General features: G+C 41.1%; 17 protein-coding genes. 6 read left to right on the top strand and 11 right to left on the bottom strand.

Features of this window, described 5'->3' with window-relative positions; all coding sequences use genetic code 11:
• Positions 1-189 precede the first annotated feature (189 nt).
• Complete coding sequence (locus MPH60_RS18805) at positions 190-1,104, bottom strand: L,D-transpeptidase family protein (protein WP_241592735.1); 915 nt, start codon at positions 1,102-1,104, stop codon at positions 190-192.
• Positions 1,105-1,209: 105 nt separating this feature from the next.
• Positions 1,210-2,211: a spore coat putative kinase YutH gene (gene yutH, locus MPH60_RS18810; RefSeq protein WP_241592733.1), complete on the bottom strand. Its 1,002-nt coding sequence runs from the start codon at positions 2,209-2,211 to the stop codon at positions 1,210-1,212.
• A gap of 206 nt (positions 2,212-2,417) precedes the next feature.
• Between yutH and MPH60_RS18815 the strand changes: the two genes are divergently transcribed.
• Positions 2,418-2,915, top strand: coding sequence for a phosphatidylglycerophosphatase A family protein (locus MPH60_RS18815; protein ID WP_063234039.1), 498 nt, complete (start codon positions 2,418-2,420; stop codon positions 2,913-2,915).
• A gap of 44 nt (positions 2,916-2,959) precedes the next feature.
• On the opposite strand, the gene MPH60_RS18820 is transcribed toward MPH60_RS18815, so the two are convergent.
• Together MPH60_RS18820 and MPH60_RS18825 are read right to left on the bottom strand one after the other, a co-directional pair.
• Complete coding sequence (locus MPH60_RS18820; RefSeq protein WP_241592726.1) at positions 2,960-3,727, bottom strand: TIGR01457 family HAD-type hydrolase; 768 nt, start codon at positions 3,725-3,727, stop codon at positions 2,960-2,962.
• Positions 3,728-3,750: 23 nt separating this feature from the next.
• Entirely contained in the window at positions 3,751-4,188 is a 438-nt protein-coding gene (locus tag MPH60_RS18825; RefSeq protein WP_101223642.1) for a DUF86 domain-containing protein, read from the bottom strand.
• A 426-nt stretch (positions 4,189-4,614) separates the two neighbouring features.
• Here MPH60_RS18825 and MPH60_RS18830 point away from each other — a divergent pair, with 426 nt between their 5' ends.
• On the top strand, positions 4,615-4,881 hold the full coding sequence (locus MPH60_RS18830) for a DUF3055 domain-containing protein (protein ID WP_098371475.1): 267 nt from the start codon (positions 4,615-4,617) through the stop codon (positions 4,879-4,881).
• Between the two features lie 71 nt (positions 4,882-4,952).
• Positions 4,953-5,240, top strand: a complete 288-nt coding sequence (locus MPH60_RS18835; RefSeq protein ID WP_245406378.1) for a cytosolic protein — start codon at positions 4,953-4,955, stop codon at positions 5,238-5,240.
• Positions 5,241-5,270: 30 nt separating this feature from the next.
• Here the strand turns inward: MPH60_RS18835 and MPH60_RS18840 are convergent, their stop codons facing one another.
• Positions 5,271-5,546: a YutD family protein gene (locus MPH60_RS18840; protein WP_101223644.1), complete on the bottom strand. Its 276-nt coding sequence runs from the start codon at positions 5,544-5,546 to the stop codon at positions 5,271-5,273.
• Between the two features lie 113 nt (positions 5,547-5,659).
• Here MPH60_RS18840 and MPH60_RS18845 point away from each other — a divergent pair, with 113 nt between their 5' ends.
• Positions 5,660-6,322 (top strand): YhcN/YlaJ family sporulation lipoprotein, encoded by a 663-nt coding sequence (locus MPH60_RS18845; RefSeq protein WP_241592724.1) that lies wholly within the window; start codon positions 5,660-5,662, stop codon positions 6,320-6,322.
• Positions 6,323-6,360: 38 nt separating this feature from the next.
• Here MPH60_RS18845 and lipA read toward each other — a convergent pair whose 3' ends face one another.
• Positions 6,361-7,275 (bottom strand): lipoyl synthase, encoded by a 915-nt coding sequence (gene lipA / locus MPH60_RS18850; RefSeq protein WP_241592722.1) that lies wholly within the window; start codon positions 7,273-7,275, stop codon positions 6,361-6,363.
• 187 nt (positions 7,276-7,462) lie between these two features.
• On the opposite strand from lipA, the gene MPH60_RS18855 reads away from it, so the two are divergent.
• On the top strand, positions 7,463-8,452 hold the full coding sequence (locus MPH60_RS18855) for a M23 family metallopeptidase (RefSeq protein ID WP_405388905.1): 990 nt from the start codon (positions 7,463-7,465) through the stop codon (positions 8,450-8,452).
• 87 nt (positions 8,453-8,539) lie between these two features.
• A complete protein-coding gene (yunB, locus tag MPH60_RS18860) occupies positions 8,540-9,289 on the top strand; it encodes a sporulation protein YunB (RefSeq protein ID WP_101223646.1) in 750 nt (249 codons plus the stop codon).
• Between the two features lie 22 nt (positions 9,290-9,311).
• On the opposite strand, the gene MPH60_RS18865 is transcribed toward yunB, so the two are convergent.
• From MPH60_RS18865 to MPH60_RS18885, 5 genes are all read right to left on the bottom strand, one after another.
• Complete coding sequence (locus MPH60_RS18865) at positions 9,312-10,409, bottom strand: HD-GYP domain-containing protein (RefSeq protein WP_241592721.1); 1,098 nt, start codon at positions 10,407-10,409, stop codon at positions 9,312-9,314.
• A gap of 177 nt (positions 10,410-10,586) precedes the next feature.
• Positions 10,587-10,889, bottom strand: coding sequence for a YunC family protein (locus MPH60_RS18870; protein ID WP_137016416.1), 303 nt, complete (start codon positions 10,887-10,889; stop codon positions 10,587-10,589).
• Positions 10,890-10,950: 61 nt separating this feature from the next.
• Entirely contained in the window at positions 10,951-12,336 is a 1,386-nt protein-coding gene (locus tag MPH60_RS18875; RefSeq protein WP_241592719.1) for a bifunctional metallophosphatase/5'-nucleotidase, read from the bottom strand.
• A 16-nt stretch (positions 12,337-12,352) separates the two neighbouring features.
• Entirely contained in the window at positions 12,353-13,180 is an 828-nt protein-coding gene (locus tag MPH60_RS18880; protein ID WP_241592717.1) for a sulfite exporter TauE/SafE family protein, read from the bottom strand.
• Between the two features lie 77 nt (positions 13,181-13,257).
• A complete protein-coding gene (locus MPH60_RS18885; RefSeq protein WP_241592714.1) occupies positions 13,258-14,106 on the bottom strand; it encodes a DUF72 domain-containing protein in 849 nt (282 codons plus the stop codon).
• Positions 14,107-14,167 lie beyond the last annotated feature (61 nt).

Raw genomic sequence — 14,167 nt, forward strand, 5'->3', positions numbered from 1 at the left:
TTTGGTTCCCCCTTAAAAACTGTTTACCTGAAGAAAACATTTGTATTTGTATAGTAGACATTATAAGTTTAATTCATATAATTATCAATAGTTAGAAAAGATGGATGCACGAACTTTTTTCGTCCATCCCTTGAACGAGTAGGAACGGGTAAAGCTAATTTTTTTATAGGAAAACCATTTTGCTGATTATTATTTAACGCTCTTCAATGAATCATTTGTACCCATTACAATATGTGGCTTTTGCACGGGATCCATCCATTTCAGTAAACTGAGGACATTCTTTTCGGCTGTGGCTGTACATCCCGCAGTCGGCTTTGTATCCCCTCTCCATACATGAAGAAAGATTGCACTGCCTTTTCCTTTTATGACGGGATTCGTATTATAATTAATAACCGCGCCATACTTATAGAGTTCATGATTCATCCTTTCGAAAGACTTCCATTTAACTGCAGGATTTCCTTTATAGGTTTTCCACTTGTTATAATCGATGGATGTCTGATCATCAATCCAGTAGTCATATTTGTTCGTCTTCTTATAACTCATTTTCATTCCGGCTGGCTTCGTTTCACTTCCAAAGGCCGTACCGAATGAATAAATTCCAACCGGGGATTTTCCATCACCCTCTTTTTTGCTCTTCGTGAAGCCGTTCTTCCCAATGACCCCCTCCATCTTCTTCAATGCCCGGCGCCATTCCCCTTGTTTCTTTTCATACGTTTGGATCGTGACCTTTGTATCGCTCATCGCTTTTCCTGTCACCGATACTATTTGGTTAACGCCTTTTCTGCTATCGAATTTCTTTAGAAGGGCTCTTTCACTGGTACTGTAAACCTCTTTTACACTTGCCATATTGATATAGGCTGTCTTTTTCGAGTGACAGACCTTATACCAGTTTCCAGTTCTTCCACTTGCCGATAATTCTTTGTTTTTTTTATAAGTTATTAATGTTTTGCTTGCAGCCGACGCCTTTTCCTTCACATCCGCAGCAGATTTCATGACAATCTTGAATTGATTTACTTCGCAACTTGTTTTCGTTTCAGCTTTTGCAAGATTTGTCGTTTGGATGATTAAAAGTGCTAAAAGGGCGGCCAACATCAATCTTTTCATGGTCCCATCCTTCCTTAGCGATTAAATATCTAATTATTCTAAAAAATCTTGTTATCATCATAACATAGTAAGTAAGGATGAATCATATTTCTTTCCCGTTTTTATCTAAATCCATTCAATTTTAGGCAAATCATATTGCTTGGCCGGGACCTCCGCCAATTCATAAAAATGTTTGAGGAAGGACTCATATTGTTGGGAGGATTTCGTGATAGAAGATATTTTATCCTCCAACTCATGCGACCTTGATTCCGTCGTTTTTGAAAAATACTCTTCCACCGTTTCAAAATAATGAATGGGGAATAGCATCCTCGAATATAACAACCGGGCTGAAAAGCTGGAGAATGGTTCAATGGATTGATATTCGTGAAAGAATTGGCCAATGCCCCGTTGATGGGTATGCACATTTTGAAAATAGTGTTCCCTCACCCATTCTGCGACATCCCTGGTTCCGTGGTCGAAAACCCAATCGAACGGATTTTTCATCCACTTATTGCTTTTCCAGGTATCATGTAAAAAACGTTCATAACAAACCGTTCCACTATCGACAATTTGCGGGGTATCATCAATTTCCGTGTCGACTAAATATTGAATCGCATTTTCACCTAGGACCATATAATAGGGAAAGGTTTCTATAAATAATTTTTCAAACTGGTTATCTGGATGGGCGTTGAGCTTATCCCGCCAAATCTTTTCTAACTGATCGATCCTTTGTTCCCAGAGTTCTTTCCATTTACCGATCCTTGAACATGTTCGAATCGTTTCATTAATATTTCTCCCACGCTGATGAAATCTTGCCAGGCGTCTTCCTGGATTGAAATTTTTCGGACCTTCCAATGCGTGATTGGCAAGAAGGATGAATAATTGTTCATCCGCTTCCGAAACATAACTTCCATGATTGGCAAGGACAAAGGCGGATACGTGACGATCTCCTTGTGAAATCAGATGTTGAGACATTTTATACCGTTCCACTAATTCCTCCTGCTCCATATTTTCAATGGGAACGATGCTGTAAACCATATTACCTGAACGGAAGCTTGGAAACCTGCTATTGGCTTCTTCAAGCTCCACCTGTATGCCGTAATTATTAAAAATGATTTCTTCTATCATGGAATGGCCCCCTTCATCAAATGGATATAATAGAAATATTGGACATCATATACTTATATATATGTGGAATAACCCGTTTTCTGAATGATTATCGAAACCTTATTGGAAATTCGGATCAAAACATCCTTCATGGGTTTTCATTTTAATCAAATCAACCTACATGCATTAGAACTATCCCTTTAAAATATAGAGAAATGGGTGATGACATGGCTAATATTGAACAATCAATGTCTGAAAAAACGGCTCGAAGATGGCTAATTGAACGAGGAGTGAAATTGGAGGATATCGCTGAGCTTGTCATGTACTTACAATCTGGCTACCATGAAAATCTCCAAATGTCCGATTGCCTTCACAATGTCGAACGGGTCCTTTCAAAACGCGAGGTCCAAAATGCCATACTTACCGGTATTCAGTTGGATATTCTAGCTGAGAAAAAACTGCTTGAGGAGCCTCTGCTGAGCATAATTGAAATAGATGAAGGCCTATATGGGGTCGATGAAATATTAGCTTTTTCAATTGTGAATGTATATGGATCAATCGGCTTTACCAATTATGGTTTCATCGACAAACAAAAGCCGGGGATTTTAAAATATCTAAACGATAAAAGCACAGGTAAGGTGAACACCTTTTTAGATGATATCGTTGGGGCGATTGCAGCTGCCGCTTCAAGCCGGCTTGCCCATAGAACCGAAAATGCAGAATAAAAAGACATGAAAAAAACAGGCCTGCGATCGCAGGCCTGTTTTTTTCATTCGAAGCGCCATAAGTCGAGAGTGTCCACCACATGCGTAGGCTGCTCCTTATATTGCTTTAGGCGTTCTTTTGTCGTCACGCCAGTATGTACAAGCAGTGTATCGATTCCTGCATTAATGCCGGCAAGGATATCCGTATCATAGTTGTCGCCAACCATGATTGTCTCTTCTTTAGGTACCCCTAATACCCTTAGTGCTTGCTCCACTATGACGGATTCAGGTTTTCCAATGAAAATCGGCTGTACCTGAGTCGAAACGGAAACAACGGAGGTCAATGAACCATTCCCAGGCAAAAGGCCTTGCTCAGTAGGAATGGCAATATCACCATTGGTCGAAATGAAAACAGCACCATTTCTAACAGCAAGACAGGCTTTTGACAACTTTTCATAATTGACGCCGCGGTCGATGCCCATTACCAGAAAATCCGGATGCTCTTCGACAAGCTTCATGCCTTTTTCTTTAAGAGCCTCGATGATGCCTTCTTCACCCACCACATAGACCGATGCATCCTTCTTTTGTTCGGCTATGTAATTGGCAGTGGCCATGCTTGTCGTGAAAACCTGTTCATCCTCTGTTGAGATGCCGATGCTTCTTAACTTATCCGCTACTTGTGCCGGCGTCCTGGATGAATTATTGGTGACGAATAAATAAGGGATATCCCTTTTCCTTAGGTCATTAATAAACCCTGCCGCTTCGGCAATTTGTTCAGTTCCGCGATACATGGTGCCATCTAAGTCAATTAAATATCCTTTATACGACTTCATTTGAATTCGCCTTCCTAACGCTGCTAGTTTTTAAAAGCTGATACAGGTCCCAATTCATTTGTTAAATAGTTCCTGACCAAATCAGGGAATTGCTTGAATGCCTCGATATTTTCCGAAAATACCGCATGGAGTTCTTTGTGATTCACTTCAATGAAGTCTTGAACCAGCATTTTCCTTAATGGCAAAACCTTTTTGAATTGTATCGCTTTTTCTTCTGAAATCACTTTTTCATCTTGAAGGATATCGATAATATCTTCATAACTTCCTGGATCACGCATAATGAAACCATCAATTACCGCATTTCCTACATCCAACACGGAATCGATGGAAGTTTGTATGAGCCTTTCTGCGATAAGTTCCGAAAGGTCTCCATCCCAATTATCATGCCCTTCAAACAGTCCAAGCTGCTTTTCAAGAAAACCTAATATTTGTTCAATTTTTTGGCGGTCTACAAAGTACATTATTTCCAGATCCTTTCTGATCTAAGATGATATAGGGAATTATTGGTTGCATGATCGGCATAGGTAAAACCCTGTGACGAACCAACCTTATTCATTGATAATACCATAGCTTCTCCCTTACTCTCAATTCCTTCAACCACAACCATTGCACCATCCAATTACGAACAGGAGCGCCGACTTACACATTGTCTTTTCTATAGGGGGGCATTTTTCGACGTCCACTCCAAGAAAAACAATTCATGATCCCATTTATATTCTTAACCATTTTCATTTAATCGATGAACACAATGATTGCTGGATGTTCTTGAAGCATCAGGGGAGGGATCAAGTCCTCCAGCCGGCAGCCCAGAAAAATGTCTGTTCCCCTATTGAAGTCACTTTGTTATGATGGAACTACAAATGTGAAGATAAGAAGGGAATGAGACTATGGAAGATCGTTTTTATTTATACAATGACGTCGTTGATTCAAAAACCCGGTTCATAAGCTTCATGGGAGAGGAATCGAGATTCGATCTGGCCATTACGACTACCGATCGGTTTTATGGAAAGAAGCTTGTTTTGAATATGCAGAGTAACCGTTTCGCGATTATTGGGCCTGATGATTTAGAAGAGGAAGGCTATCTTGAGCATGCCTTTCAGTTGTCAGAAGCAGAGGCCGAGGAACTGCGCCACTTTTTAATGGAAATCGTCTGAGTGCTGAAGTTTTTTATCTTAAACGGGAAAACCTACTGAATGTAAGATCGATTACATGAGGGGGGATTATCTTGGACAAAGAAGAATACCACGATTTTTCCAATGTCGAAAAACAGAGGAATTATTTAATTCCTGAAGAATTTCCCGAAGGACCTTTAGGATCACCCATTGCAAAAGATGCACCAGTTCAGAATAAAAACACACCGTGGCAGGAAGGGCAACGATATCAAAGCGCCTTCAATTATGAAAATAAATCGTTGCACGAAGGCTTACCTCGAAAATATCCTGGTGCACATCCGACACATGATGATCCAGAAAAAGATGAACAGCCTCCATATAAAGGCTATGGCAACTCTTAACATGGAAGGCCAGAGTGAATTCTGGCCTTTTTATTTCTTTACTTTCTTCACGACGAAATAAGGACAGCCAAAATTGCAGTATTCATATAAATATTCACTAAGCGTGCTTATTTTCGTATCGAAGGTCGCTTTCTGATTGGAATCATCAAAAAATCCACGCAGCCTTAATTGCCCGTAACCCCAATCCCCTACTATATAATCATACTTCGTTAAAATCTCACTGTATCTGGCCTTAAACGCTTCTTCGTTATAGCCTTCCCTTTCATCCTCAATTATTTCGTAGGTCATGTTATTGATGGTAATCATTGTTTTCACCTCTCATAAATACATTTCTTCTTTAAATTATAACTGATTCCCCATCAATTACTAAGCGAAAAATAGAGAAATATGTTCATCCTAAAGTTACGGGGGTGTTATTGATGAAAAAAACGATAATAACGATAGGTTTAAGCTCGATTATTGCACTAACCGGATGTGCTGATAAAGAAAAAGATCAGGGGATGGGTGCAAAAAACAATGCCGGTAACCCAACAAACGTAAATAATCCAACTCAATATTATGATGAGGATTATCGTAATAATGACAATAAAAGTGATGATTTCGGTTTTACCCGCACCAATAGTGCAACCATTGATGGCCGTAACATTTCCAACAAAGCTGCTTCCATTGACCGTGAACAACTGTCTGATGTCATTTCTAAACTGAGTGTTCAGATTCCAAATGTCAATGATGCCGCTACCCTCGTTACTGATGAGGAAGTGCTTGTCGTATATGATACCAATGCCAAGGATAGAACGGAAACCGCAGACCAAGTTAAACGTACTGCCATGTCCGTCGTGCCTCGCTACTATCATGTCTACGTCAGTGATGATTATCAAACCCTTGCCCAAGATGTCGAGAACTTCTCAACATTGAAATCCGGCAGCAAAGGGATTGACTATACGATCGAACAAACGATCAAAAGAATGCTGAAATCGCCTCAAGGATACAAAATGAGTGACGCAGAAAATGAAAATGGAGAAATGGTTAACGATAAAAGGGATCATCATGATAACATCCATCAAAAAATGGATAACCGTTGAATAAAAAAGGACCGAATTTTTCGGTCCTTTATTTCACTCTATTTCAATAATTCTTCACCTTTGCTTTGCTTATGTTTAGCCGCAGCATTAACCTGTTCATCCGCATGGTAGGATGAACGGACAAGCGGACCGGATTCGCAATGGCTGAAGCCTTTTTCCAATGCACGTTCTTTCAGTTCGGCAAATTCCTCAGGCGTGTAGTATTTCAGCACCTTTAAATGCTTTTTAGTCGGCTGTAAATACTGACCGATCGTCATGATATCAACATTATTAGCCCTTAGGTCATCCATCGTCTCGAGGATTTCCTCCCGCGTTTCACCAAGACCTACCATTAAACTGGATTTTGTCGGGATTTCCGGATACAGTTCCTTGGCTCTTCTTAAAAGCTCCAAAGAACGTTCGTACTTGGCCTGAGCCCGTACACGGTCGGATAAACTTCTGACAGTCTCTATATTATGGTTCAGGATATCTGGTTTAGCATCCATCAAAGTCTTGATATTTTCAAACTCCCCGCCCATATCAGACGGTAATACTTCAATAGAAGTAAATGGATTTTTGCGACGGATGGCACGGACTGTTTCAGCGAAAACTTCAGCGCCTCCATCCTTTAAATCATCACGGGCAACAGCTGTAATGACGACATGCTTTAAATTCATCAAAACAACGGAATCGGCAACACGCTCAGGTTCAGCCCAGTCCAATTCATTCGGACGGCCGGTTGTAACAGCACAAAAACGGCATGCCCTTGTACAGATTTCACCTAAGATCATGAAAGTAGCCGTTCTTCTCACTGCCCAGCATTCGTGAATATTTGGACATTTTGCCTCTTCACAGACTGTATGAAGATTTTTCTCGCGCATCATATTTTTTAAACCGAGGTAATTTTCGTTAGTATTAAGCTTTATTTTCAACCAATCTGGTTTACGAAGAATTTCTTTATTTGTAGAAGACATGAAAATGCCACTCCATTCTATAGAAATTAACACACCCTACTTTAACAATAAAAAAGCATTTATACAAGTTATAGTTGGTTTCCCATTATTTATTTTTCATGTTTATAGCTAAATCAGCAAAACTATAAAAGATGGATGGACTGATGTATTTTAATTACGGAAAATGTCATGAAAGGAGCCTGCCCTGTTGAAAAAAATATTCCTTCTTACTATAACTTGTTTGTTAATTTTGAATGCACCAGTCCAAGTGGCTGATGCTGCCAATACCCCAGATGTTTATCCCGGGAGAATGGAGCTATATAAAAATATGGAGGCTACTCTCCAAATCCCGTGGTATTACCTTGCTGGAGCTGATCAATATGAGCACAGCCTCAGGGCTGCACGAAGGGACTTAGAGCCGGCAAAGGGTTTAATAGGCATCCACATCGAGCCTTCAAAGTGGAGCGGGGCCCTCAATCCTGACTTAAATGACGTGAACCCGCTCACGATCACATTTTTTGATGGATCGGGCCAGGATGGCAATGGTGATGGCAAAGCTGATATCAATAATGATACCGATCGATTGTATGCTTTTTCGAAGCATCTCCAATCTTATGGTGCAGATGAAGATAATATCCGGATCGGTTTGTGGGATTATTATAAACGAGATAAAGCAGTCAGCATCATTATCGGCAACGCCGAGATTTATAAGAAATATGGCCGGCTGGATTTACATGAAAAGGCCTTCCCTGTTCCAGTACGGACTCATTATACGTACTTGAATACATGGGGAAGCGCTCGTGGATGGGGTGGAAGGAGAATCCATGAGGGCACTGATATTTTTGCAGATTATAGCCTTCCCGTTCGTTCCACCAGCTACGGAATCATCGAGATGAAGGGCTGGAACAAATTCGGCGGTTGGAGGATAGGGATACGGGATTTAAATAATACCTATCATTACTTTGCCCATTTAAGCGGCTTTGCCAAAGGGTTGAAAGTCGGACAAATCGTCGAGCCCGGACAAGTCATCGGAGGTGTCGGCAGTACAGGTTACGGTCCTCCGGGAACTTCGGGGAAATTCCCTCCGCATCTTCATTACGGAATGTACAAAGACAATGGAATCACAGAATGGAGCTTTGATCCTTACCCTTATTTAAGATTGTGGGAAAGGAAAGACTTGGCTAAAAAGCGAAAGTGAGCGGCGTGAATTTTTACGCTGCTTTTTTTTGATTTCAACATAAACCCCTGAACTTGATGCATAGGTATTAGTAAAGGGGGCTAAAGCGTGTTCCGAAAAAGATTTCGACCGAAGAAATTCCGAAAAAAGGGGCCTCTTCCCACCCGAAAAGTATTTCTCTATTCATTTATCCTGTTTATCATATCAAGCATCATGACTCTTTGGTACGTGGACAAATCAATCGAACCCGTGATCATGAGTGTAGCTGAATATGAAATCAAACGGATCGCAACGGAAACGATTCATGAATCGGTTGATGAGAATATAGCCAAGGTTGATATGAACAAAATCATCACCAACAACAAGGGCGGTAAGGACTCCAGTTCCTCCTATAGCTTCAATCCGGTCATATACAGTGAATTGCGGGCTAACATAACGAAGGACATTCAAAAGAAACTTGGCATCAAACAAGGAAACCCATTTAAAACAGGTTCAGCCAAAATAAATGATGAACAATATAAAAGTGTGGTCTATTATATACCATTTGGTGTTGTAACCGGGAATAACCTCCTTTCCAATTACGGACCTGAAATCCCAGTGAAAATGTCAGTCATCGGGAATGTTGAATCGGATTTGAGGACAAAACTGACAAACGCAGGCATCAATAATGTTTATTATGAATTGATTGTGGATTTTGACGTCAATATTCAAATCGTCATCCCCTCTTTCACAAAGGAGACCAAGGTGAGTCAGGAAGTGACAGTCGGAAGCCTGCTGATCGAAGGTGATGTTCCAAGTTATTTTAGTAACGGAAACGGTTCGGTGGCACCTGCGATCATGAAGGAAAACAAGGAATGACAAAACCAGCTTATCCTTGAGGTTAGGCTGGTTCTTGTATATTTAGACATTTCATGATAAGCAAATGCAGGTTTTTATTCAAGTCCACTTCATAGGGCTCTTTTATCTGCTCCCCATCTTCCTCTAGTATCCTTATCATGGGGCGGTCTCCAATCCCCTCATTTTGAGCGGATACCACTCCTTTCCTTCCATCATTCAATTCTACTGATAGACCATTAGGATAAATGGCAACCGCCCTGCGGAAAGCCTCGATGATCGTATTGTCGAACTTTTTCCCGACTCCGGCATAAAGGACTTCCAAACCTTGATGCGGCAGCATGGCCTTACGGTAAACCCGATTGGAAGTGACTGCATCAAACACATCGGCAACGGCAATGATCTTCCCGAAATAATGGATTTCATCCCCCTTTATCCCACGGGGATATCCAGATCCATCTAACCTTTCATGATGCTGATAGGCACAATTCGCAACTAAAAGTGAAACGGTATGAACATTTTTGATTAAATGAAATCCGTAATCGGCATGTTTTCGGATTTGTTCAAACTCCATTTCCGTCAGTCTGCCTGGTTTACGGAGGATTTCCAAAGGCACGAGCATTTTGCCGACATCATGTAAAATCGCCCCAAGCCCAAGAATCTCAAGGTTCTTATTATTGATATTCAATTCCATCCCGATCGCCAGGGTATATAAGGTCACATTGAAGGAATGCGTAAAGATATAGTCATCGTATGTATAAACGTCGGCCAATAATGTCATTAACTCTTTATTCCTTTTCAGCTCGTCCATGATGTTCCGGACTATTTGAGTGAACTTGACGTTAGCCCGCTCTATCGTGAATGATCCATCAAAGTTCATTTTGTTTTTCATGTCCAGGAAAGTGGTTTCAATCGTATTAATGGCTTCTCTTCTAAGTTTCCCGGACACTGGGGGCATTGGAACGATATCATCCGTCCTGGAATCTTGAATGTAAACAAAGGGTATATTAAGGGACACCAGTCGATTGATCATTTTCTGCGTTAATGTAAGACCCTCGCACAATAGGACATGGCCCCGCTCATTATAGATGTTTTTACCGAGCCTTACTCCAGGGCTTAGGGACTTTGTAATAGCTAGCCTCATACTTGTACCCCATCTCCCCATTAAATATTTGTAAATCAAACCGTTTATTTCCTTTATAAAGATTATCGGAAAATATTTTGATAAATGAATCTGTTTGAACATATTTATTGAAAAAATATCAGCATTTTCATATAAAAAAAATAAGGCCCCCTTCTGAAAAAAAGAAAGCCCGCCTTTTCAAATCATTTTGATTAATGCCTCTTTACCAATCATTCCTGGATGAATGCCCTTTTCCACAGCCTCCCAGGTAACCGATTCAAGCGGCGCTTCCAATAACTCTTCAATCGATTTAACTCCCGTAGCCCTCCCTGCAAGGATTTTACGATCTTTCAATTTATCATTCAACAGTCCAACATCTAACGCACCGCACATTATATACCCTTTTTCGGACGCGACAGCAAGTAAATTCGTTTTTGGAAGTCGGACAGAAATGGCTAGGAATGTATGATTATCAAGAATTATTGGTATCATGTTAATCAATTGGTTTCGCCCCTTTCTTCCCCATACTTTATGAAAAAAAGGGCGAAACCGTGATTTAGCGTTAGGCGTTTGTGTATATTTTTTTCAGCTTCCATAAAAGGATATCCCGTAAGAATTCCGGAAGCAGGTATTTCTTGCGATTGGAGCGCTGGATACTTGGAAAGAAGTGCCCAAACGTAAACATATCAGGTATGGCTAGATTATAGGACTTATCCGCCTGCAGTTTCTCTCCTTTTATAAGGATCCCTTTTACGATTCCATTCTCGATTTCGTTAAATTCAATTTGATCATAATGCATGGCTCCCATGATATTTCCGCGGAAACCGAAACCTTTCACCTGAATATGAGGCCACTCCTCATTTCTCGATTGCATTAAGATTTCTTTTAATTCATTCCCATTAACTTCAACGACGCAAGGATTGATGGGATGCGGACAGATTCTGTGAATATCCCCTATTGTGACAGGTCCCTTTGGCAGCCCTTCAAGCAGGAGACCTGCATTCAAAAAGGAACAATCCGCCTGAGTCCACTCCCTTAGGGCATCCCCAAGGATTTCCGTCAAAGGACTTCCTTTGAACCAATCATTATCCAGTGCTTCGGGTAAATCCACTGCAACCTGTTTTAGCGTTTCCCCACCGGCCTGGTATATCTCTTCAATCCATGACCGTTCATTCTCCAATTCGAAAAAGTCATTGGTATCATAAAGAATGGCACGCTTATGGCTAACTTTCTTTTCCTGATTGACGGACATTTCCACCTGTCCAACATAGAAACCATATTTCCCTGCACCGCAAAGGAGAGTATCATTGATTAATTTACCCTGGTGGAGGATGTGGTGGGTATGCGCGCCAAGTATGATGTCAATCTCCGGAAAATCCTCTGCCATCCTCTCATCATCATGGATGCCCAGGTGGGAAAGGATGATGATTATATCCGCCTCTGTTTTGACCTTTTCAAGCTGTGCCTTTAGCTCCACGAATGGTTCTGTTATTTCCCAGCCCAACGCAGAATAAAACTTTTGAAAAAAAGCTGTCAAACCTATCATGGCAATTTTGGTGCCTTTTACCGTCGTATGTATCCAATATGGCAGCGCCCATTCCGGCCTTTCATTATCACCGTAATAAATATTGGCTGCCAAGACCTTGAACCTTGCATGATCATATAAGGAGTCTAATGCATCATGAGGTAAAGTGATCCCTTCATTATTGCCGATGGTCACATATTGGTAGCACGCTTCATTCAGCAGTTCAATATTGCCCTTACCCAACGTACCTTCTGTATATGGATGCCAGCGGTCCACATGATCGCCTATATCCAGTATGATTGCTTCTTCTCCCGTTTCTTGATGAAGTTGTCTTCTTTCTTTAAGAAACTTATCAATACGAGGCCAATTCTCAAAATGACTATGGAGATCATTGGTGTGATATATATGAATGACTTCTGACATCATTTCTCCTCCTCGTTTATCCTGTAATACCTTGGTATATAAGACGTAAACCAATGATTATCAGCACTATTTTCAACATATTTTCCAGCGATGCACTCTTAAGGCGCGTATTGATGAATGCGCCCAATTTAGCACCGAACCATGCACCCGGAATAAGGGCAAATGCATATGGCCAATTTACATTTCCAAGGGAAATATGGGTAATCGAATTAGTGATGGATGATAAAAATACCATGAACATCGAAGTCGCTACAGCCATATGCGGAGGGAAGAAGAAAAGAAGCATCATGACGGGAACCATTAAGGCCCCACCGCCAATGCCAAATAATCCGGAGCTGAATCCCACGACAAAGGAAATCAATACAGCTAACACGGGATGATAACCATAAGAAAATGAATGTCCATTTTCAGTTTCATACGTTTTCACTATTTTCCCTTTTCCAGGCTTGAATAGCATTGGCTTCAAACGATTTTTCACTAATAACACAATGGCCATGAAAACCATGAAAATACCAAAGTACAATGAAAAAGCTTCGGCGTTAAGGTTTTTATTCACATAAGCCCCTAATATTCCACCAGGCGCACTGCCAATAAAAAAGATTAAGCCGGCCTTATAATCCACCACTTTATGTTTTAAATAAGATAAAGTGGAAGATAAGCCGGTAAAAATCATGATTACGGTTGAAACACCTACAGCGACCTGAGGAGTCAGCTCATCAATAATATTTGTAGATGTACCTAAATATAAAAGAGAAGGCACAATGATGATGCCGCCGCCAAGACCGACAAGAGCTCCGATAGCTCCTGCAAATAATCCAATACCCACTAATACTAACCATACCATGTAGAAATCCGCCTTTACCTGTTTGTGAGGATATAACCTCTACTAGTTGTCACACTATCTTAATTATATATATCCTCTTAAAACAAACCAAGCTGCTTAGGAGCCAGCCCTTCATATTCTATGCCAAGCAACTCAATCATTTGTTTGGCATTATCAGCGGCGTCTCCGCCTGAATTATTATTGAACAGGACATATATATCCTTGGATTCCTTTTCCAATATCCTGATTTTCTCCACCCATTCAGTCAATTCCTGCTGATTATATCGATATAAGTACCTGACCTCTCGCCAATTATCACCCGAAGAAGGCCTTTGCCAACCATGCAGGTTACGGCCATGAAAGCGTATCAGGGTTTTATCTTTATCGGTGGCCTGCAGAACGACAGGAATCGATCCCTCTCCAGCCTGCGGCTCATCGCATACAGTATGGATCCAGCCTTCCTTTTCAATAAAATCCAAAGTTTGCTGGACTACGTTAGACCTGTACCAGCTTTGATTCCGAAATTCTATGGCCGCTGGAATATCGCCCATTTCAGCTTTGCACCATCGCAGGTAATTTACATTTTCACGTTTACAATCAAACCATGGCGGAAACTGAAATAAGACCATCGCGAGCTTTCCGGACTTCTGATAAGCTTCCAGAGAGTCGCAGAATGCCTTGAACATTTCCTTCTTACTTTCAAATGGGATTTCCCCACGCTGATGTCCTGTCATCCCTTGATAAGCTTTAACGACAAACTGGAATGATGCCGGCGTCTCGGATACCCACTTTTCACTGTTCCTCTTTGGCTGGACTGCATAAAAGGAGGCATCCACCTCCACAATGGGAAAATGAGCCCCGTACTCTTTAAGTTTATCACGTTGGGAAACATCGCCATGATACAAACTATCATGATCTCCCCAACCGGTCACACCAACATAAATCATCTGTACCATCACTCCCTCGGGACAGGCCCCATTTCCTGACTTCTATTGTTATTTTTACCCT

Origin of the sequence: Peribacillus sp. Aquil_B1 (assembly GCF_022603275.1) — a bacterium.
GTDB lineage: Bacteria > Bacillota > Bacilli > Bacillales > DSM-1321 > Peribacillus.

What these genes read in the sequence shown, in the direction of transcription:
- MPH60_RS18805 (WP_241592735.1), bottom strand. Translation starts at nt 1,104, where the DNA reads ATGAAAAGATTGATGTTGGCCGCCCTTTTAGCACTTTTAATCATCCAA.
- yutH (WP_241592733.1), bottom strand. Translation starts at nt 2,211, where the DNA reads ATGATAGAAGAAATCATTTTTAATAATTACGGCATACAGGTGGAGCTT.
- MPH60_RS18815 (WP_063234039.1), top strand. Translation starts at nt 2,418, where the DNA reads ATGGCTAATATTGAACAATCAATGTCTGAAAAAACGGCTCGAAGATGG.
- MPH60_RS18820 (WP_241592726.1), bottom strand. Translation starts at nt 3,727, where the DNA reads ATGAAGTCGTATAAAGGATATTTAATTGACTTAGATGGCACCATGTAT.
- MPH60_RS18825 (WP_101223642.1), bottom strand. Translation starts at nt 4,188, where the DNA reads ATGTACTTTGTAGACCGCCAAAAAATTGAACAAATATTAGGTTTTCTT.
- MPH60_RS18830 (WP_098371475.1), top strand. Translation starts at nt 4,615, where the DNA reads ATGGAAGATCGTTTTTATTTATACAATGACGTCGTTGATTCAAAAACC.
- MPH60_RS18840 (WP_101223644.1), bottom strand. Translation starts at nt 5,546, where the DNA reads ATGATTACCATCAATAACATGACCTACGAAATAATTGAGGATGAAAGG.
- MPH60_RS18845 (WP_241592724.1), top strand. Translation starts at nt 5,660, where the DNA reads ATGAAAAAAACGATAATAACGATAGGTTTAAGCTCGATTATTGCACTA.
- lipA (WP_241592722.1), bottom strand. Translation starts at nt 7,275, where the DNA reads ATGTCTTCTACAAATAAAGAAATTCTTCGTAAACCAGATTGGTTGAAA.
- MPH60_RS18865 (WP_241592721.1), bottom strand. Translation starts at nt 10,409, where the DNA reads ATGAGGCTAGCTATTACAAAGTCCCTAAGCCCTGGAGTAAGGCTCGGT.
- MPH60_RS18875 (WP_241592719.1), bottom strand. Translation starts at nt 12,336, where the DNA reads ATGTCAGAAGTCATTCATATATATCACACCAATGATCTCCATAGTCAT.
- MPH60_RS18880 (WP_241592717.1), bottom strand. Translation starts at nt 13,180, where the DNA reads ATGGTATGGTTAGTATTAGTGGGTATTGGATTATTTGCAGGAGCTATC.
- MPH60_RS18885 (WP_241592714.1), bottom strand. Translation starts at nt 14,106, where the DNA reads ATGATTTATGTTGGTGTGACCGGTTGGGGAGATCATGATAGTTTGTAT.